The 19759-nt window shown below is 69.8% G+C and carries 13 protein-coding genes; 6 read left to right on the top strand and 7 right to left on the bottom strand.

The genetic code is table 11. The features are described from left to right. The first annotated feature begins 22 nt into the window (after window positions 1-22). From thiC to AB4850_RS17965, 5 genes are all read left to right on the top strand, one after another. Window positions 23-1954 (top strand): phosphomethylpyrimidine synthase ThiC, encoded by a 1932-nt coding sequence (thiC, locus tag AB4850_RS17985; protein ID WP_414444368.1) that lies wholly within the window; start codon window positions 23-25, stop codon window positions 1952-1954. A gap of 235 nt (window positions 1955-2189) precedes the next feature. Then, window positions 2190-2402 carry a glycine zipper 2TM domain-containing protein gene (locus AB4850_RS17980; RefSeq protein ID WP_414444367.1) on the top strand — a complete coding sequence of 71 codons (213 nt, stop codon included), beginning with the start codon at window positions 2190-2192 and terminating at the stop codon, window positions 2400-2402. Window positions 2403-2543: 141 nt separating this feature from the next. Then, a complete protein-coding gene (locus AB4850_RS17975; protein WP_414444366.1) occupies window positions 2544-2900 on the top strand; it encodes a hypothetical protein in 357 nt (118 codons plus the stop codon). A 243-nt stretch (window positions 2901-3143) separates the two neighbouring features. Next, entirely contained in the window at window positions 3144-4079 is a 936-nt protein-coding gene (locus tag AB4850_RS17970) for a DMT family transporter (RefSeq protein WP_414444365.1), read from the top strand. 500 nt (window positions 4080-4579) lie between these two features. Further along, window positions 4580-5911: an EAL domain-containing protein gene (locus AB4850_RS17965; protein WP_414444364.1), complete on the top strand. Its 1332-nt coding sequence runs from the start codon at window positions 4580-4582 to the stop codon at window positions 5909-5911. Window positions 5912-5962: 51 nt separating this feature from the next. Here the strand turns inward: AB4850_RS17965 and arfB are convergent, their stop codons facing one another. Genes arfB through recC form a run of 4 tightly spaced genes read right to left on the bottom strand, consistent with a single transcriptional unit; the run spans window position 5963 to window position 15781 of the window. Next, window positions 5963-6364, bottom strand: a complete 402-nt coding sequence (arfB, locus tag AB4850_RS17960) for an alternative ribosome rescue aminoacyl-tRNA hydrolase ArfB (RefSeq protein WP_414444363.1) — start codon at window positions 6362-6364, stop codon at window positions 5963-5965. Beyond that, the gene (locus tag AB4850_RS17955) at window positions 6361-8694 is read right to left on the bottom strand and encodes an AAA family ATPase (RefSeq protein ID WP_414444362.1); all 2334 of its coding nucleotides are present in this window, start codon (window positions 8692-8694) and stop codon (window positions 6361-6363) included. The genes arfB and AB4850_RS17955 overlap by 4 nt, the downstream gene beginning before the upstream one ends. Further along, complete coding sequence (gene recB / locus AB4850_RS17950) at window positions 8691-12425, bottom strand: exodeoxyribonuclease V subunit beta (protein WP_414444361.1); 3735 nt, start codon at window positions 12423-12425, stop codon at window positions 8691-8693. Before recB ends, AB4850_RS17955 begins: the two co-directional genes overlap by 4 nt. After that, on the bottom strand, window positions 12422-15781 hold the full coding sequence (gene recC, locus AB4850_RS17945; RefSeq protein ID WP_414444360.1) for an exodeoxyribonuclease V subunit gamma: 3360 nt from the start codon (window positions 15779-15781) through the stop codon (window positions 12422-12424). Before recC ends, recB begins: the two co-directional genes overlap by 4 nt. Window positions 15782-15943: 162 nt before the next feature. On the opposite strand from recC, the gene AB4850_RS17940 reads away from it, so the two are divergent. Then, window positions 15944-18241 (top strand): FUSC family protein, encoded by a 2298-nt coding sequence (locus tag AB4850_RS17940; RefSeq protein ID WP_414444359.1) that lies wholly within the window; start codon window positions 15944-15946, stop codon window positions 18239-18241. A 40-nt stretch (window positions 18242-18281) separates the two neighbouring features. Here the strand turns inward: AB4850_RS17940 and AB4850_RS17935 are convergent, their stop codons facing one another. The 3 genes from AB4850_RS17935 to AB4850_RS17925 all read right to left on the bottom strand — a co-directional run bounded on the left by AB4850_RS17935 (window position 18282) and on the right by AB4850_RS17925 (window position 19621). Next, window positions 18282-18497: a hypothetical protein gene (locus AB4850_RS17935; protein ID WP_414444358.1), complete on the bottom strand. Its 216-nt coding sequence runs from the start codon at window positions 18495-18497 to the stop codon at window positions 18282-18284. Window positions 18498-18532: 35 nt separating this feature from the next. After that, complete coding sequence (locus tag AB4850_RS17930; RefSeq protein WP_414444357.1) at window positions 18533-19003, bottom strand: Lrp/AsnC family transcriptional regulator; 471 nt, start codon at window positions 19001-19003, stop codon at window positions 18533-18535. A 129-nt stretch (window positions 19004-19132) separates the two neighbouring features. Then, window positions 19133-19621 carry a hypothetical protein gene (locus tag AB4850_RS17925; RefSeq protein ID WP_414444356.1) on the bottom strand — a complete coding sequence of 163 codons (489 nt, stop codon included), beginning with the start codon at window positions 19619-19621 and terminating at the stop codon, window positions 19133-19135. Between the last annotated feature and the right edge of the window lie 138 nt (window positions 19622-19759).

The following is a 19759-nucleotide window of genomic DNA, read 5'->3' as shown; positions in this document are numbered from 1 at the left end:
CCCCACATCAGGAGATGAACGCATGAATGCCAATCCGAAGTTCCTGTCCGCCGACGCCCGCGTCGACGCCGCCGCCGTCGCTCCGCTGCCGAATTCGCGCAAGGTCTACGTGACCGGCTCGCAGCCGGACATCCGCGTGCCGATGCGCGAGATCACGCAGGCCGACACCCCGACCGGCTTCGGCGGCGAGAAGAATCCGCCGATCTACGTGTACGACACGTCCGGCCCGTACACGGACCCGGACGCCACCATCGACATCCGCTCGGGCCTGCCGGCGCTGCGCCAGGGCTGGATCGAGGCGCGCGGCGACACCGAAACGCTCGACGGCCTGTCGAGCGAATACGGCCTCGAGCGCGCGGCCGACCCGGCCACCGCCGAGCTGCGCTTCCCCGGCCTGCACCGCAACCCGCGCCGCGCCGCGGCCGGCAGGAACGTCACGCAGATGCACTACGCGCGCCAGGGCATCATCACGCCGGAAATGGAATACATCGCGATCCGCGAGAACCAGCGCCGCGCCGAATATCTCGAAAGCCTGAAGACGAGCGGCCCGAACGGCGCCAAGCTGGCCGCCATGATGGGCCGCCAGCACCGTGGCCAGGCGTTCGGCGCCGCCGCGTTCGGCGAGCAGGCGCTGACCGAGATCACGCCGGAATTCGTGCGCGACGAGATCGCACGCGGCCGCGCGATCATTCCCGCCAACATCAACCACCCGGAATCGGAGCCGATGATCATCGGCCGCAACTTCCTCGTGAAGATCAACGCGAACATCGGCAATTCGGCCGTCACGTCGTCGATCGGCGAGGAAGTCGACAAGATGACGTGGGCGATCCGCTGGGGCGGCGACACGGTGATGGATCTGTCGACCGGCAAGCACATCCACGAAACGCGCGAGTGGATCATCCGCAACAGCCCGGTGCCGATCGGCACGGTGCCGATCTACCAGGCGCTGGAAAAGGTCAACGGCAAGGCCGAGGACCTGACCTGGGAAATCTTCCGCGACACGCTGATCGAGCAGGCCGAGCAAGGCGTGGATTACTTCACGATCCACGCCGGCGTGCGCCTGCAATACGTGCCGCTGACGGCCAACCGGATGACCGGCATCGTGTCGCGCGGCGGCTCGATCATGGCGAAGTGGTGTCTCGCGCATCACAAGGAGAGCTTCCTGTACGAGCACTTCGAGGACATCTGCGAAATCATGAAAGCCTACGACGTGAGCTTCTCGCTCGGCGACGGCCTGCGCCCCGGCTCGATCTACGACGCGAACGACGAAGCGCAGCTCGGCGAACTGAAGACGCTCGGCGAACTGACGCAGATCGCCTGGAAGCACGACGTGCAGGTGATGATCGAAGGCCCGGGCCACGTGCCGATGCAGTTGATCAAGGAAAACATGGACCTGCAGCTCGAATGGTGCGACGAAGCGCCGTTCTACACGCTCGGGCCGCTGACGACCGACATCGCGCCGGGCTACGACCACATCACGTCGGGCATCGGCGCGGCGATGATCGGCTGGTTCGGCACGGCGATGCTCTGCTACGTCACGCCGAAGGAACACCTCGGGCTGCCGAACAAGGCCGACGTGAAGGAAGGGATCATCACGTACAAGCTCGCGGCGCACGCGGCCGATCTGGCCAAGGGGCACCCGGGCGCGCAGGTGCGCGACAACGCGCTGTCGAAGGCGCGCTTCGAGTTCCGCTGGGAAGACCAGTTCAACATCGGCCTCGATCCGGACAAGGCGCGCGAATTCCACGACGAGACGCTGCCGAAGGATTCGGCCAAGGTCGCGCACTTCTGCTCGATGTGCGGCCCGCACTTCTGCTCGATGAAGATCACGCAGGACGTGCGCGACTTCGCGGCCAAGCAGGGCCTGACGGAAAACGAGGCGCTGAAGAAGGGGATGGAGGTCAAGGCCGTCGAGTTCGTGAAGACCGGCGCCGAGATCTATCACCGCCAGTAAGGCGGTTCGCGGCGGGCCAGGGTCGCACGGCCTTTCAACAGGCCAGTGCAAGCCGCGTGCCCGCCGCGATACATTTGATTACGCCGGACAAAACGGCTTAACAAGTCCTTACAGCAAGGTCGGGCGCGCTCGCCTAGATTGGTAATGTCGCGCGCGAATGCGAACTACCGGTGAGCCACATGCCTGCATCGACGCACCGCGCGCCCCGACCCTTCCCTTCTGCGAGGACACAGCCATGAACGCGATTCGACGAGCCGGCATCGGCGCCATCCTGATCGCCACCATCGCAAGCCTGTCGGCCTGCGATTCGATGAGCACGCGCCAACGCGACACCGCGATCGGCGCCGGCGTGGGTGGTGTGGCGGGCGCAGCAATCGGCGGCAGCGCGCTGTCGACCTTGGGCGGCGCAGCCGCCGGTGGCCTGATCGGCAACCAGGTCGGCAAGTAACGCCGGGGCGCTGTGTGAAGCGGCCTGTTTTCGGCGCAGGATGAAATCTGCCGTTACCGTTTCACACAACGTTTCATCTTTCACAGGCCTAAGCTCCGGTTATCTTTCTTCGACCAGGACGCCTCCGTGCGGAGGCTCGCCATGAAAACCCGCATCCTTGTCGCCGCCGGCCTCGCCACCGTTTCCCTCGCCGGCTGCTATTACCCGTACGGCTACTATCCGGGCGGCTATTACGCTGCCGCACCGGTGCAGACCGAAGCTGCGCCGATCGCCGCGCCGGCTTCGACCTATCCGGCGCCCGTTGTCGCGCCTGCCCCTGCATATGTCGCACCGGCCTATCCGGCCTACTACCCCGCCTATCCGGCCCCGGCCTACTACCCGGCCTATTCGGGCTTCTGGGCGCCGTCGATCTCGCTCGGCTTCGGGTTCGGAGGCGGTTGGGGTGGACGGGGCTGGGGCGGGCGAGGTTGGGGCGGCGGTTGGCACGGCCGGCGTTGATCGTCGGCGCAGGCGGGTTTGTCCGTCTTCGAGACGACGCCTCGGCAGTCGTGCGCGTGCCGCCGATCGCTGCGCGCGCAAGGATTCCGACAGGGCCGATCCGGCCGGATGGTGACATCGCGCACTGACGGCCAGCTCGTTCGCATCATTTTCCGCTTCTTGCCGTTTCATCCCGGCGTGTAACATCGGGCGCGCGGGCGGGGCTACCCTGCCTCGCATTCCTCGCTCACTGCCCACCACGCCATGTCCACCCGCCAACTCTCGCTGTTGCTCCTGCTCGCCTCGCTCTGGGGCGCGTCGTTCCTGTTCATTCGCGTCGGCGTCGCCGAATTCGGGGTGGCGCCGCTGATGGTGCTGCGGGTCGGCTTCGGCGCGCTGTTCCTGATCGTGCTCGCGCTCGTGCGGCTCGGCCCGGCTACCGTCTGGCGCACGCTGCACCGCCACGCCTGGCCGCTGCTGGTGTGCGGCCTGCTCAATTCGGCCGCGCCGTTCTGCCTGTTCGCGTTCGCCGAACTGACGCTGCAGGCCGGCATCACCTCGGTCATCAACGCGACGGCGCCGCTGTGGGCCGCGCTGGTTGCCTATCTGTGGCTCGGCGAGCGGCTGTCGGCACCGCGCACGCTTGGGCTGGTGATCGGCTTCGGCGGGGTGCTGCTGCTGGTCGGCGATCAGGTGTTCGCGCCGGACGGCGCGACGGGTGGCGCGAACGCCTCGGCCACGCTGCTGGCCGCGGCCGCCGCGCTCGGCGCGACGCTGCTGTACGGCATCGCGGCCAACTACACCAAGCGCAAGCTGTCCGGCGTCGATCCGCTGCTGAACGCCACCGGCACCATGACCGGCGCGACGTTCCTGCTGGTGCCGTTCGCGCTCGCCTCGTGGCCGGCCGCGCCCGCGTCGGCGCAGGCCTGGGGCGCGGTGGTGGCGCTCGGCATCCTGTGCACGGGCGTGGCCTATCTGATCTTCTTCTACCTGATCGCCAAGGTCGGCCCGTCGCGCGCGATCACGGTGACGTTCGTGATCCCGATCTTCGGCATCCTGTGGGGCGCGCTGTTTCTCGGCGAGATCGTCGCGCCGATGATGCTGGCCGGCTGCGCGGTCGTGCTGCTCGGCACCGCGCTCGCCACCGGCGCGATCAAGCGGATTCCGGGGTTCGGGCCGGCGCGCGATCCGTTGGGGTAAGCGGCGCGAGGGGGATGCGGGGAGGGTTGCGTCGGCTGACAGTTTCGGCCGGTTCGGCACGCCGGCATCACCGCCGCGGGCGTCACCATCGGCATCGATCTGGAAAGTCGTCTTTTCGCGCCCCACCTGTCGGCGGCGCACCACGCTCGCCATCGGCCATCCGAGCCGGCCCTGCGGCAGCATCCCGGCGCATTTCAGCCGATTCGGCGCCACTCCAATCGTTTGCGTGCGGCGAATCCGACGAATTCCAGAGGCTCCTCGATTTCGGCCGTGCGGGACCGTACCGAGGGCCGTGCGAATCCTGTCACAATTCGGGGCGTACGGCATTTTCCGTGGTCATTCATTCGGTGTAGAGTACGTGAGCGCGAGCCGCCGCAGATCAGGGAAACCCACTATTCGAGCGCGCCGCAAGCCTATTCCGACGTTTCATACGACACCGTGCGGTGCGCCGACGATCCCCTCCGGATCGCACCGCGTCCGCCTCACCGAAGCTACGCGCAATGCCACCGTCCGCCGAACTGACGCTTGAACATCTCGTCAGCCTGCTCGTTTCAGACGGCGCCGGCGGCTGGTGCGCGAACTATCGCGGCATGCGCCTGAGCAGCGTGTTCCAGCCGATCCTGTCGATCACGCACCGCCGCATCGTCGGCCACGAAGCGCTGGTCCGCGCCCATGCCTCGCCCGACGAATCGCTCGAACCCGAAGCACTGTTCGCGCTCGCCCACACCCGCAACGACGCCCCGCTGCTCGACCGCATGACGCGCTGCCTGCACGCCGCGAATTTCGCCGCGCAGGATACCGGCCAGGGCTGGCTGTTCCTCAACGTGATGCCGCAGATGCTCGATTCGGGCAGCGCGCAACGCGAATCGATCGACGAGCTGTGCGCGCACTTCGCGCTGCCGCCCACCCGCGTGGTGCTCGAGGTGACCGAGCAGCCGGTGCGCGACGAAGCCGCGCTGGCGCGCACCATCGACCGCATCCAGCACCGCGACTTCCTGATCGCCGTCGACGATTTCGGCACCGGCTTCTCGAATTTCGACCGGGTCTGGCAGGCGCGCCCCGACATCGTCAAGCTCGACCGCTCGCTCGTCGAGCGCGCGCAGCAGCCCGGCGACGCGCGACGCAACATCCGCCACCTCGTCACGATGCTGCATCAGGCCGGCGCGCTGGTGCTGGCCGAGGGCATCGAAACCGAGCAGGCGCTGCAGGTGATGATGGATGCCGACGTGGATTTCGTGCAGGGCTTCCTGTTCGGCCTGCCCGACGGCTCGCTCGAACGGGCGAGCCACGGCGGCACGCAATGCGTCGACGCGGCCTGGCAGCGCCATGCCGAGCGGCGCGCCGAACGTTCGCAACGCGCGCTCGCGGCCGGCCCCGGTTACGAGGAACTCGAAAACCGCCTGCTGGACGCCGCGCACACCTATCTCGGCAATGGCGACCTGTCGGCCGCGGCCGAACCGCTGCTGGCCATGCACGCGATCCGGCATGTGTTCGTGACCGACGAGAACGGCGTGCAACCGGCGCCGTCGATCACTCCGCCGGGCGCCGTGTCGCCCACCCAGGCCGCGCGCCTCGCGCCGCTGTTTCCCGAAATCGGCAGCAACTGGTCGCGGCTGCCCGTCTGGCAACGCGCCGTGGAAACGCCGGGCCGCGTGATCGTGGCCGGCCCGCACCACTCGCTGACGGCCGGCCGCGACGCCTGGACCGCCGCCGTGGCAGTGCCGGTGCCGCCGGACGGCCCGGTGCGCGTGGTGGTCTGCGCGGAGTTCGTGCCCGATCACGGCGGCCTTCACGAAACCGTCGACGCGCTCAGTTCCGGCAAGCCCCACTAAGCGGCATGCCGGCGGCGGCGCATCGCCCCGCCGCTGCTGCGCGTCCCGCCCTCAATCGCTGACCTTCCCCCTGCCCGCCTTCACCGCGCCGCGCCGGCTCTTGGCGTCGAGCCGCCGCTCCTTCGAGCCGCGCGTCGGGCGCGTGGCGATGCGCGCGCGACGCACCACGGCCACGTCCGCGATCAGCGCATCGAGCCGCGCCAGCGCCGCGACGCGGTTCTGTTCCTGCGTGCGGTATTCCTGCGACTTCAGCACCACCACGCCGTCGCGCGTGATGCGCTGATCGGACAGCGCAAGCAGGCGCTCCTTGAGAATGTCGGGCAGCGACGAGGCACGGATGTCGAAACGCAGATGAATCGCGCTCGACACCTTGTTGACGTTCTGCCCGCCCGCGCCCTGGGCACGTACGGCCGACAGTTCGATCTCGGCCGGATCGAGCGTATAGCGGATCATCGCGGCGCCTCCTCGTCGACGGGTTCGCGCGTGCCGGCCTGCGCAAAGCCGGCCTGCGTGAAGCGCGCGGCCGCGTCGGCCATGCGCGCGGCCAGGCCCGAATCGCGCTGGGTGCGGGTGGCGATCGCCTGCGCCAGCACGGCGCGCGGCCCGATCACCTGCACGCGCTGGCGCGCCCGCGTGATCGCGGTATAGACCAGCTCGCGCGACAGCACCCGCCCGAACGCGGCCGGCAACACCAGCGCCGCCTCGTCGAATTCCGAGCCTTGCGACTTGTGGACCGTCAACGCGAACGCCGTATCGTGCGGCGGCAGCGCGGCCGGCGAGACGGCGCGCAACTCGCCGTCCGCGCCACGGAACCACACGCGCAACGCGCCGCGCGGGTCGGGCAGCGCGATGCCGATGTCGCCATTGAACAGGCCGAGCGCGTAATCGTTGCGCGTGACCATCACGGGCCGCCCCGCGAACCAGTGCGCACCGACCGCGAGCGGCACGCGCACGCGGCGGCGTACGAGAGCGGCCAGCCGCTGGTTGATCTCGTCGGCACCGCGTGCGCCGCTGCGCGTCGCGCACAACACGCGAAAGCGGTTCAGCGCGTCGAACAGCGGCAGCGGGTCCGGCTCGGCGGCGGCGAGCGCGTCGCCCAGGCTGTCGCCGTAAGCGGCAAACCCGGCCGCGAGACGGTCGAGCGTGGCGGCGGCGAGTGCGTCGCCGCCGTCGGCGTCGAAACGCGCGGCGGCATCGGCGTCGGTCGAGAGCGTGTCGAGCGCGGCCTGCGCATCGCCACGGCGAATCGCCAGCGACAGGCGGCCAATCGGAGAATCGAGGCCGAAGCGGTAGTTGCGTTCGAGCCAGACGACGCTGTCGGCGAGGGGGGATAGCGCGGTTCGATGCGCGTGTTGCAGCGTGGCCGGTTCGAGTCCGGCCTCAGGCACCGGCTCGCTGCGCATCGCTCCGGACGCCCCCGGATGCGCCTCGTCGATCTGCCACGTATCGAGCCACGACAGTTCCGCCGGTTCGATCCACGCGTCGAGCGGCGCGCCGGAGAACACGGTGTCCGTATCCGGCAGGTCGGGACGTGGCGCTTCGGCAGCGGAAGCAACCACATCGTCGTCGAAATCGAACAACGAGCCTTGCGCCGGCTTGTCGACCACCGCCGCATCGGCCGCCTTGCGCGCCGCGACACGACGCACCGGCACGGCAGCCTGCGCCACCGAATCGTTCGCCCAATCCGGCTTGCTCGCCTCGCCCGGCAACGCCGCGACGAACTCCGCCGCGCTGACGCCGAGCACCGCCGCGATCCGCTCGCAACCGGCCGCGCTGAACGCCGGCCGCGCGCTCAATTCGGCAAACACCGCGCCGGCCTCGACGGCGGCAAGCTGATCCTTGTCGCCGAGCAGCACCAGCCGCGCGCCCGGCGCCAGCGCGTCGAACAGATGCGCGGCCAGCGCGACGTCGATCATCGACGCCTCGTCGATCACGACGAGGTCGTACGGCAGCGGATTGTCGCGATGATGGCGAAAGCGCCCGCCGGGCAGCCAGCCGAGCAGCCGGTGCAGCGTGAACGAGGTTTGCGGCAGGCGCGCGGCCAGCTCCGGCGGCAGGTTCGAGGCGCGCGCGTGCAACGCTTCCTGCATGCGCTGCGCGGCCTTGCCGGTGGGCGCGGCCAGCGCGATGCGCAGCGCCGGCTGCATCTCCAGGAGGCAGGCGATCACGCCCACCACGGTGGTGGTCTTGCCGGTGCCGGGGCCGCCGCTGACGATCGTCACGCGCCCGCCCAGCGCCACCACGGCCGCCACGCGCTGCCAGTCGATCTCGCCCGCGCGCGGCGCGGCGAAAAAGCGGTCGAGGCTCGCACGCAGCGCTTGCGGCTCGGTGCCCGCCCCGCCCGCCGGGGCATCCGCCGCGCCGGCCCGCGCATGCAGCACGAGCGCATCGGCCAGACGCGTCTCGTAATCGAAATAGCGCGCCAGATAGAGCCGCCCTTCCGGATCGATCACGAGCGGACAATCGGCGCCCGGCGCGGCGCGGCCGAACGCGGCCACGCCGCTCGCGGCCAGTTCGTCGCGCACCGCATCGAGCGTGGTGTCGTAGCGCTGCGCGAGCGCGCCGAGCGAAATGCAGACGTGCCCGGCCGCGGTCGCCCGGCTGGCCGCGAACGCCGCGCGCGCGGCCCAGCGCGCCGCATCGGACGACGCGCCGAGCCGCCGCGACAGCATCCCGATCCGGCGCGCGAAGCCCTCGGCCAGCGCCAGCCCGAAATCGGCCGGCTCGGGCAGCCGCTCGGCCAGCCCGCCGACGAAGCCGAACGGTTCGGTCAGGTCCTTCATGCGCGCTCCTTGCCCATCAGCGCGTCGAGCGCCTCGACGAGTTCGCGCGACGGCCGCCGCGCATGCACGCCGGCTGCCAGCCCACCGCTGACCCAGCCCGGCCGCACGCCGCGCACGAACAAATACAGATATCCCGCCATATGCGTGTCGTAGTCATAGCCGCGCAAGCGCACGCGCAGATAGCGATGCAGCGCGACCGTATAGAGCAGCGCCTGCAGGTGATACGCGTGATCGGCCATCGCCGCGTCGAGCGCGGCCGGCCCGTAGGCGTCGGCCGTCGCGCCGAGGTGGTTCGATTTCCAGTCGACGATCCAGAACCGGCCGTCGTGCTCGACGATCATGTCGATGAAGCCCTTGAAGAAACCGGCCAGCGTGCCCGCTTCGAGCGCGACGTCGGGATGGCCGTGCGCGACGAGCAGCGCACGCAGCGCGGCGAAATCGAGCGACACGGCCGGGAACAGGAATTCCATTTCGTTGAGCCGCCGCGCCGGATCGATCGCATCGAGCCGCAGGCCCGGTACCAGTTCGGTGGCGACCACGTCGGCCACCATGCGCAGCATCATCGCGGGAAGCCGTTTCGCCAGTTCCGGCTCGGCTTCGACGGGCCGCTCGTGCAGCGCGCGCCGGGCCGCCTCGGGCCAACCCGCCGGCGCGCCGAAATCGCTCAATTCGAACAGCAGGTGCAGGCATTCGCCGGCCGCCGCGCCGCGCGGGAACGCGACGATATCGTCGGGCTCGGGCGGCGTGGCTGCCGTTGCCCCCACGCCGGCGTCGATGCGCGGCGTGAGGGCGACGGCCGCCGCGAGCGCATCGTGATCGGGCCGCAACGCCTCGTCGGGCACCGTGGCGATGCCCTCCTGCTCGCGCGCCAGCGACGCCGTCAGCGAACTGAAGCTCGCGATCCGCCACGCGTCGCGCAGGAAGCGCGCCGCCTGCCGCGCGCCGCCGAGCCGTTCGGCATCGTGCCCGGCCGCGAGCGGCGAGCGCGACGACACCACCGGCAACGGTGCGATCGAGATCGGCCCGCTCGCCAGTTCGGCCCAGCGCTGCGACAGTTCTTCCGGTTCGGGCGGCTTCTCGAGCCACGCATCGAAGCCGTAGCCGGCGCCGGCCACGAGCCAGTTCAGCACGCTGCGGCGCGCCTCCTTGGTCGAGCGGGCCGACTGATAGACACCGGCCACCAGATAGCAGCGGTAAACAGCCCGCGTCAGCGCCACGTACACCAGCCGCGCGCGCTCGGCGGCCTGCTCGCGGCGCGCCTGCGCCGCCGCCATCTCGGTGGCCGCCTCGTCGCAGCCGTAATGCAGCACGGCCGCGCCGGTGTCGTCGTGATACTCGCGCGCATCGGGCAGCGCTTCCTCGCGCGGCTCGTGCAGGCGGCCGTCGTTGAGGAACGGGCAGAACACCACCGCGTATTCGAGCCCCTTCGACTTGTGCACGGTGACGATCTGCACGAGGTTGCGATCCGATTCGAGCCGCAGTTGGGCATCCTCGCCGCCCCCGCCGACCGCGCGCTGCGCGGCCAGCCAGCGCAGCGTCGGCGCGATGCCGGGCTGCGCCGAGGCGCGCGCCTGCGTCAATTCGGCCAGATGGTTGACGTCGGTCACGCGCCGCTCGCCGTCCGCGCCGCCGATCAGCCGCTCGGCGATCCGCAGTTCGCGCGCGAAGCTGCGCCACATCACGGCGAAGCCGCGCTCGCGCCAGATCAGCCGGTAGCGCGAGAAGCGCTCGACCCAGCTCATCGCGTCGGCATCGGCCTCGCCGGCCTCGCCCTGTTCGAGCCGCCACAGTGCGGACGCGTCCATGCCGAACCAGTCGGTGGCGAGCGCGGCGCGCAAGCGGCGCAGGTCGCCGGGCGCGTCGATCGCGGCCAGCACGCGTTCGAGTTGTTCGGCATCGAGCGTGGCGAACACCGAGGCCTGCGCCAGCTCGACGCTGCCGATGCCCCACGCGGCCAGCATCCGCTTGACGAGGCTGCCCTGCCGGTGCGTCTGCACCAGCACCGCGATATTGGCCGGCGTCAACGCCGCCTCGCCGAGCCGCACCGACCCGTCGCGCGCGCCGCGCATGAGCCGCGCGATCTCGGCGGCGCAAGCCTGCGCGGCGTGCCGCTGCGCATCGCGCTTGGACAGCGCGTCGTCGCCCTCAGGCAGCGTCCAGATCCGGAAATCGCCGGCGCCCGCCTGCGGATCGGCGTCGTCGAAAAACGGCGCACGGCGACGCTCCCCGGCACGCACCGGCTCGTAATCGAGGCCATCGAGCACGAACGCGCGCGGGTTCGCCATGAACACACGGTTGCAGGCATCGACCACGGCCGGCGTCGAACGCTGATTGACAGCCAGCGTGTAGCGCGCGCTGGCCCGCTCGCGCGCGGCCAGATAGGTATGCAGGTCGGCGGCTCGGAAGCTGTAGATCGCCTGCTTCGGATCGCCCACCAGGAACAGCGGGCCAGCCGGCGCGAAGATCGTGTCGAAGATCTCGAACTGCAGCGGATCGGTATCCTGGAATTCGTCGATCAGCGCGGCCGGATAACGGTGGCGCAGCGTATCGGCCAGCCACGGATGCGCGACCAGCGCGTGATGCAGGTTCGCGAGCAGATCGTCGAACGACACCACGCGGCGCGTGCGCTTTTTTTCCGTGAGCCGCGCGGGTGCCTCGGCCAGCCAGTCGGCGATCAGCGCGAGCCAACGGGCGCGCTGCGCGGTCTCGGCCGCCGCGAGCGCCAACTCCAGCGCCTCGGCCGCGTCGAAGAACGGATGCGCGGGCGTCGCGCCGCCCTTCTTGGTTGCCTTCTCCAGCGCCGTGCGCGTGAGCTTGAGCGCCGGCTTCGTCAGCGGCGCGGGCGGCGCTGCGCCGGCTTCGGGCATCGCCCCGAAATACGCGGCCCAGGCGGCCAGCGCGTCGGCCACAGCTTCGGGCTTGTGAGAGCGCTGGTTCAGCGAGGCCTGCGCAACATCGAGCGTTTGCGCGATGGCCGCACGCTCGGCCTGCCAGAACGAAGCAGCCGCGGCATGGGCCGCGCGCAGCGCCGTGTCGGCATCGGCGGCGTCGGCCTGTGGATCGGGCAGCCCGTCGAAGCGCAGCGCGGCCAGCGGCTTCTTGAGCCGCCGCGCCAGTTGCGCGTCGAGCGCGTCCGGTCCGGCGCGATTCGCCACCAGCCACGCGGCAAAACCCGCCTGCGCGGCCGCGGCCGGCTCGACGCGCGTGCGCCAGTAATCGGCGGCCAGCTCGAAGCGCAGCGCGGCATCGTCGGCCTCCATCTCGAACGCGAACGGCATGGCCGCTGCGAACGGCGCTTCCTGCAAGGCGCGCTGGCAGAACGCGTGAATCGTGTGGATCGCCGCCTGATCGAACGCGCGCAACGCGCGGTTGATCCGCTTGCCGGCCAACTCGCGATCGATCTCGCTGCCCGGCCCGAGCGTGGTGGCGAACAGCTTCGCGATGAACGGATCGCCGCCGTCGTCGTCGCATTCGAGCGCATAGGCCAACTGCGCGAGACGGCCGCGAATCCGCTCGTGCAACTCGGCCGTGGCCGCCTTGGTGAACGTGACGACGAGGATCTGGTCGGCGTTCAGGTCGTGTTCGAGCAGCAGCCGCACGTACAGCGCGCAGATGTTCCAGGTCTTGCCGGTGCCGGCCGACGCCTCGATCTGGTTGACGCCCGCCAGCGCGCAGGCGAATACGTCGAGTTCCTGCGCCGCGGGCACGGAAGCGATGGCGTGCTGCGTCATGCGCCGCTCCTCAAATGCTCGACGAGCGGATCGAAAACGAGATGCGCGAGCGCCGGGAACGGCGCGTCGAGCGAGAGGTTCGCGCCACGCCAGGCGGTGGCGAGCGCGGCGTCGTCGGCTTCGCTGGCCACACGCTCGTTGATCCAGACACCGGCCGCCTTCGATTCGCCGTCCGACACGAGCGCCCAGGCGCTCTTCGGAAAGAAGCGCAGCGGCATGCGACGGCCGGCGCGAAACAGCGCGGCCAGCGGCGCGAGATGCTTATGCGGATCGGCCACCGGCGCGAATTCGAAGCCTTCGCCGCTGCCGAACCAGAGCGTACGGCGCGGGCCGCCCGGATCGATCGCGCAATAGACGAGATGCGCGAGCCACGCGGACAGATGATCGCGCGCCCCGGGCCGTGCGTAGCGATAGATGACCTGACCCAGCGGCGTGAGCCGGTTCAGCGTGCCGTGCAGTGCGAGCGGGCGGGCCTGTGCGTCGGCGGCCAGCCCGGCGTCGAACGGCCCGAACCACGGCAGTTCGCCGTCAGGCCAGGCCGGCGCGATGTCGAGCGCGAACGGCCGCCGCTCGGCGCCGCCTTCGAGCGCCTGCCGCACATTGCAGGCGAGCCGCTCCAGGCCGCCGAGCGCCTGCTCGCGCCAGACCGCGCCGGTCGCGCCGCCCGGCATCTCGGGGCTGGCGTCGGCCACGCGCCGCGCCAGTTCGGCCACGCTCGCGCCTTCGGTTTCGACGAACAGCGGCAGCACGCGCGCGGCCAGTGCGTCGCTGCCCGCGTAGTCGAGCGCGAACGGCTCGCTGTCGATCAATTCGGCCTGCGCGTCGAACAGCGCCACGCCGAGCCGGTCGCGCAGCAACGCGCGCGCCGGGTGCCGCCAGAAGCGCTCGAAATCGCCGAACGCCACCGGCGCATCGGCTTCGGCCGGCAACGGCGCGGCGAAGAACGGCGGCGCCTCGCGGCTCTCGCCGCGCGCCAGTTGCCCGGCCAGCGCCGCACGCTCGGCATCGTAGGAATAGAGCCTGCCACCGCGCTCGAAGTAATCGGCCGAGAACGGCTGCAGCGGATGCTCGGTCACGAACGCGCGCCGCGCCGCCTCGATATCGGCCGGCGCGGCATCGGGGCCGGCCGTGACCTCGGCCACGTAGTCGAGCAGCTCGTCGACGAGCGCGGCCGGCGGCAGCGGCGCGTTGTCGCGAATGCTGCGGCCCGTGTAGGTCACCACCAGCCGGTCACGCGCGGCCAGCAGCAGGTCGAGGAACAGGTTGCGCTCGTCGTCGCGGCGCTGGCGGTCGCCGAGCTTGGCGAACACCGCCATCAGGTCGAACTCGTCGGCGCGCGCGAGGCTCGGCAGCACGCCGTCGTCCATGCCGACCAGGCACACCATGCGATACGGCAGGCCGCGCAGGCTGGTCAGCGACGAGAACGTGACGCCGCCCCACGGCACCCCGCCGCGCGCCGGATCGTCGAGCGCGGCGGCGAACCCGGCGCGCACCACGGCGGCCGGCATCGGCAGGTCCTGCGCACCCTCGCGGATGGTGGCCAGCAACGCGTCGAGCGCGTCGCGCACGCCCGACAGCGCATCGGACCACGCCGCGCCCGAATCGAAGAAGCGCGCGAGCGCGTCGGCGAAAATCTCGCTCCATTCGCCGGGCGTCGCCTCGGCCGCGATTCGGCCGGCGAACCAGTCGAGATCGTCGGTGAAGCGCGCGAGCCGGCCGAGCAGTTCGGCCTCGCCGCCCTCGGGGCCGTCGATCGGCAGATACGCGCCGACCGGCGCCGCGCCGTCCGGCATCGCATAGCCGAGAAAGAGCCGCGCCAGCGCATCGGCGAAGGTGTGACGCTGCACCGGCACGGCCGGATCGGCCACCGTGCCGGGCCGCGGCTCGGCTGCCGCCAGCCCGCGCCGCGCGCCCGCTGCCGCGAGCCAGGTCTGCACGGTTTCGAGCGCGGCCGCGTCGATGCCGTAGCGCGCGGCCACCGCATCCACGCGCAACCATTCGATCAGCTCGGGCGCGCCCACCTCGCGCTCGGGCAACGCGAGCCAGTCGAGCAGCACGCGCGCCACCGGGTTGGCCTGCGACGGCGGCAACCCGGTAATGCGATACGGCACGCGCGCGGCCTCCTGCGAGGCGGCGGTGCCGAACACGGCGTCGATCAGCGGGCCGGCCGCGGCCAGATCGGCGACGGCCACCACCACGTCGGACGGCGCGAGCGTCGGATCCTCGGCGAACGCGGCCAGCAACCGGTCGTGCAGCACTTCGAGCTGGCGCGCGAGGCTGTGGCAGACATGCACCTCGATGCCGCGCGCGGCCGGCGGCGGCCCCAGTTCGGCCTCGGGGCGCAGGTCGAGCATCGCGTTCTGGATGCGCGCGAGCCAGCTGTCGGCCTCGAACGCCTCGAAGCGCGACGCATCGGTGGCGGCGGCCGATTCGGTCAGCTCGTGCAGCATGTGCAGTTGCGCCTGCGTCTGGCGGCCCCATTCGGCCAGCAACGGATGGCCGACCTGCTGGTAATCGAGTTGACCCGCCGCGTCGAGCGATTCGGCGCGCGCCTGCGTGACGATGTCGAACCAGAATTCACGGCACGGATTGAGCGCGTAGATCCGCACGTCGATCCAGCGCGACAGCTCGCGCAGCAGCGCCACGTGCAGCGGCGGCATGGTGGGCAGCGCGAACACGCTGACGGCGTCGGGCCAGGCGGCCAGCGTGCGCGCGTCGGGCGCGAGCGACGGCGCCTCGCGCAGGAAGCGATGCGCGGGCGGCTCGCCGTCGTCGGCCAGCTCGGCCACCAGCGCGCGCCACAGCGCGGCCTGCCAGTGCTCGTCGTCGCGCGCGGCCTCGGCGCCACGCGAAGGCGTGCCTTCCAATGCGAAGATCGAGCCGCCGTCGCGCCAGGCCGCCAGCCACTCGGGCCGGTACGTCAGGTAATGATCGAATACCGAGGCGAGCCGATGGGACAGCTCGTAGCGCATCGGCGCATCCGCCGCCGCGAGATAGGCGGCGAGGCGCGGCGAGGCGAGCCACGGCGCGGCCTCGCCGCCCTGCTCCGCGCGGCTCGACAGCAGCCGGTAACACCGCCAGACGAGCCGGTCGGGCGCGAACGGCGAGCGCGGCGGCACGTGCAGCACCTGGCCGATCTGCGCCCACAGCCATTGCGCGAGATAGTTGAACTGGACGTTCGCGCAAATGCCGTGCCGCGCGGCGATATCGAGTTCGAGCCGCCGGCGCAGCGCAGCGCTCGGCACGATCACCTGCTGCGCGGCCCACGGCCCCGCCGCGCCGGGATGCGACGCGAGATGGTCGATCAGCGCATCGGCCAGCGTTTCGTGACGGTTCGAGAAAAAGAGGTGGAGCATGCGGGCGGCGGCGGTGACGGTACGCGGCCGTGGGCCACGCAGGAAGCGCCAAGGATAACAAACGCACCGCCGCACGGATATTCGGCCAAACAGCCAGCTTTTCGGGGCGACGAAATACGATAGACTCGTCCGCCTGCCCGCGCTGTTCGCCAACTGTCCTCGATGCGCTATTCGATCGAAATCAAGAAGTTCCTGTACAGCCAGTATTTCTTCGGCGGCCTGCGGATCGCCGTCGGCGTGTCGTTGCCGGCGGTGCTGTGCCTGATCGTGTTCAACGATCGCGATCTCGGCTTCACGATCGCCACCGGTGCGCTCGGCGCCTGCGTGGTCGACATGCCCGGCCCGCTCAAGTACAAGCACAACGAAATGCTCGCGTGCAGCGTGATCGGCTTCCTGTCGGCGCTGGCCACGGGCCTCGCCACGCCGAACATCTTCGCGCTGTGGCTGACCATCGTGCCGCTCACGTTCGTGCTGTCGCTGATCGTGGTGTATGGCAACCGCTGGCCGCAAATCAGCTTCGCCACGCTGTTCATGATGGTGATGACACTGGAGGAAAGTTTCACGCCCATGGAGGCGCTGATCAACGCCGCTTGGATTCTCGCCGGCGGCCTCTGGTACACCTACTGGGCCACGCTCGTGTCGCGCTGGCAGGCGCGCCGCATCGAGCAGCAGGCGCTGGCCGACAGCCTGTTCGCGCTGGCCGGCTACCTGCTCGCGCGCGCCGATTTCTACGATCTCGAAGCCGATCTCGACGAGTGCTACCGCAACCTCGTCGTCAAGCAGGTGGCGGCCGTCGAATCGCAGGAAACCGCGCGCGACATCGTGCTGCGCAACCTGCCGAAGCTGCGCGGCGGCAAGCTCGACCGCGCCCGCACGCTGATGTTCAACCTGTTCATCAACAGCGTCGACCTGCACGAGATGTTCGTCGGCGCCCATACCGATTACCCGCTCGTGCGCAGCACGTTCGGCGAATCGGACATGCTGCTGTTCTATCGCGACCTGATCCGCAAGGCGGCCGCCGATCTCGAAACGGTGGGCCTCGCCGTGCTGCAGAACCGCGCGCCGCAAACCCGCACCAGCGTGAAGGCCGAACTGCGCGCGATCGAATACGAGATCGAGCTGATGCGCAAGAAGAACTTCCCGGAAACCAACCCGGAAGCCTATGCGGCCGTGCTGGCCACGTTCCGGCGCATCTGGAGCGCCACGCGCCTGATCGACAAGATGCGGCGCACGCTGGCCGCCACGCCGGACGTCGCGCAAACCGAGCTGAAGATCGACCAGACCCTCGCGCGCTTCCTGCAGCGCCGCCGGCTCTCGCCGATGCTGATCTTCTCGAACCTCAATTTCGGCTCGCCGAGCTTTCGCCATGCGCTGCGCGTGACGGGGGCCGTCGCGGTGGCGTTCTGGCTCGGCCGCCTGCTGCCGCTGACCAACGCCTACTGGATCGTGATGACCACCATCATCATCCTGAAGCCCGGCTATTCGCTGACCAAGCAGCGCAACGCGCAGCGGATCGTCGGCACCCTGCTCGGCTGCGCGATCAGCATCGCGCTGATCTACACGGTGAAATCGCCGCCGCTGCTGATCGCGATCATGTTCGGCTCGATGGTGATGAGCTACAGCCTGCTGCTGTTCAACTACGCGGCCAGCGTGGTGTTCACGTCGTCCTACGTGCTGCTGATGTTCCATCTGCTCGCGCCGGGCGGCATGCGCATCATCGGCGAACGCATGATCGACACCGTGGTGGGCTGCATGATCGCGATCGCCGCGAGCCGCCTGTTCCCTTACTGGGAATACCGCGCGATGGGCAAGCTGGTGGACGACGTGCTGGGCAACACGCGCAAGTATTTCGAGGCAGCCTGGCGGGCCGGGAGCGGCAAGGCGCAGGATGCGCCATCGGTGGCGGCGGTCGACGGCGCGGCGGTGGTGCAGGCGGTGGCGAGCGCGGCGGAAAACCCGAAGGCCTCGCCGCTCGAAAGCGATTATCCGTATCGGCTCGCGCGCAAGAACGTGCATATCGCGTTCGCCAATCTCGGCCAGGCATTCCAGCGCATGATGCTCGAACCGAAGGCCCAGCAACGCTTCGTGCCCGAGCTGAACGACCTGCTGGTGCAGGCGCACGTGCTCGGCGCGCAGATCACCGCCGCCGCGCCGCTGCTGCGCAACGCCACCGGCGACAGCGCGCCCGACACCTACGCGGCGCTGCAGAACGGGTTGGCCCAGGTGCGCGAGAACCTCGAACAGGCCGAAGCCGGCGTGGCGCCGCCCGGCAATCAGGGCGAGCTGACCAGGCAGCTCACGCGCGATCTCGATTCGATGGTGGTGGAGGCGGAGAAGTCGAACCAGGTCGGCACCGAGCTGACGCACGACCTCAAGGTGCTGGCGCACCAGTGCAAGCAGATGCTGGCGTCGTCGCTGCTGATCCGCAAGGATGCGAGCGTGATCCGGTTGCCGGCCTGATCGGCCGAGCCTCCGACGTACCTGCCCGGCGGCGCGGCGCTCAGTTGCCTGCGCCGGATGCGGCCGACGCCACGGACGCGGAAGCCGCCACGGCCGATGCCGCCTCGCCGGAAGCCGCCTCGCCCCCATGCGCCGTGTCGTACGCCCGCTTCTCCGAGATCGCGTTGTAGAGCACCACGCCGATCACCGCGAGCACGATCACGACGATCATCACGGACACGCCGCGTACCGGGTTCTTCCTGGGCTGCTGGTTCATGGCCTGCCTGTTTGCCTATACCGGCCTATACGGGCTCATACGGCTGCGGTGCCGCTGCGCACCGGCAGCGCCGTCGAGTACTTGATCTGCTCCATCGCGAACGAGGAACTGACGTCGAACAGCGGCACGGCGCGGATCAGATGCTTGTAGACGCGATCGTAATCGGCAATGTCGGCCACCACCACGCGCAGCAGGTAATCGGTTTCGCCGCTCATGCGGTACACCTCGACCACTTCCGGGATATCACACACCACCTGCATGAAGGTGCGCGCCCATTCCTCGGTGTGCTGATTGGTGCGCACCGCGACGAACACCGTGGTGCCGACGCCGAGCTTGCGCGCATCGCACAACGCCACCTGGGCACGGATCGCGCCCGTATCCTTGAGCCGCTGAATCCGCTTCCAGCATGGGGTTTGCGACAGATTCACCTTCTGGGCCAGTTCGGCGATCGGCAGCGTCGAGTCGGCTTGCAGCAGTTCCAGCAACTTGCGATCGATATGGTCCATTCCCCGTTCCTGTTGGTCTTGTTGGCGTAGAAAATTTTTCTACGCCGAATACTATACGGGGAACATTATGAAAACTTTATTGGCAACGTCGACCGGGATAAATACGTACGCGGCGCGTTTGCCAGAACCTCAGTTGTTCGCCGACTTCTCGGTATCGGACGACGAAGTGGACGAGGAAGACGACGCAGGCGCGTTATCCCGGCTCCATTGCTGGAGCTTGCGGCCGGCCGATTCGAGGCCGGTGCCGGCGGCCGAGGCGGCCAGCCCGAACGCGTTCGCGGCGGCGCTCTTCAAATGCGCTTGCGCGGCCGACGCCACGTCGCTGGCCGACACGGGCGGCACGGCCGAAGCGGCCGACGCCACGCCGGCCTTGGCGGCGGCGATCTGGCTGTCCACAAAGCTGGCGGCCTGATCGAGCTTCTTGGCCGCGTGGGCGGCCGCATCGGCCACGGCGCTAGCTGCGTGATCCGGCGTCGACGCGTTCGAGTCCGCCGGCTTGTCGCAACCGGCCAGCATGCCGGCCGCCAGGGCGGCGGCGGCGATCGCCGTCAGGCTGCTGCGCCGGGGCGCGGCATGACGAACCGGGGCAAGGAAGGAAAACCGAAAGGGATGCTTCATGTTGGTTGGCGCGACAACGCGCCCTCTCGATGCGGGAATCGCGATGATACGACGGCGGCGAGCTAGCGCCACGTCAGGATTACATTCCCTTTCAGACAAATCGGACAATCTTTCGGATTGAACCCATAGGCGGCCCGC

It is taken from the genome of Burkholderia sp. 22PA0106, assembly GCF_047497155.1.
In the GTDB taxonomy this organism is placed as follows: domain Bacteria; phylum Pseudomonadota; class Gammaproteobacteria; order Burkholderiales; family Burkholderiaceae; genus Burkholderia.
This window is presented reverse-complemented; position numbering and strand designations above follow the sequence as displayed.

Bases quoted from the DNA above. Each gene is read 5' to 3' on its own strand.
- thiC (WP_414444368.1), top strand. From the start codon at position 23: ATGAATGCCAATCCGAAGTTCCTGTCCGCCGACGCCCGCGTCGACGCC.
- AB4850_RS17980 (WP_414444367.1), top strand. From the start codon at position 2,190: ATGAACGCGATTCGACGAGCCGGCATCGGCGCCATCCTGATCGCCACC.
- AB4850_RS17975 (WP_414444366.1), top strand. From the start codon at position 2,544: ATGAAAACCCGCATCCTTGTCGCCGCCGGCCTCGCCACCGTTTCCCTC.
- AB4850_RS17970 (WP_414444365.1), top strand. From the start codon at position 3,144: ATGTCCACCCGCCAACTCTCGCTGTTGCTCCTGCTCGCCTCGCTCTGG.
- AB4850_RS17965 (WP_414444364.1), top strand. From the start codon at position 4,580: ATGCCACCGTCCGCCGAACTGACGCTTGAACATCTCGTCAGCCTGCTC.
- arfB (WP_414444363.1), bottom strand. From the start codon at position 6,364: ATGATCCGCTATACGCTCGATCCGGCCGAGATCGAACTGTCGGCCGTA.
- AB4850_RS17955 (WP_414444362.1), bottom strand. From the start codon at position 8,694: ATGAAGGACCTGACCGAACCGTTCGGCTTCGTCGGCGGGCTGGCCGAG.
- recB (WP_414444361.1), bottom strand. From the start codon at position 12,425: ATGACGCAGCACGCCATCGCTTCCGTGCCCGCGGCGCAGGAACTCGAC.
- recC (WP_414444360.1), bottom strand. From the start codon at position 15,781: ATGCTCCACCTCTTTTTCTCGAACCGTCACGAAACGCTGGCCGATGCG.
- AB4850_RS17940 (WP_414444359.1), top strand. From the start codon at position 15,944: ATGCGCTATTCGATCGAAATCAAGAAGTTCCTGTACAGCCAGTATTTC.
- AB4850_RS17935 (WP_414444358.1), bottom strand. From the start codon at position 18,497: ATGAACCAGCAGCCCAGGAAGAACCCGGTACGCGGCGTGTCCGTGATG.
- AB4850_RS17930 (WP_414444357.1), bottom strand. From the start codon at position 19,003: ATGGACCATATCGATCGCAAGTTGCTGGAACTGCTGCAAGCCGACTCG.
- AB4850_RS17925 (WP_414444356.1), bottom strand. From the start codon at position 19,621: ATGAAGCATCCCTTTCGGTTTTCCTTCCTTGCCCCGGTTCGTCATGCC.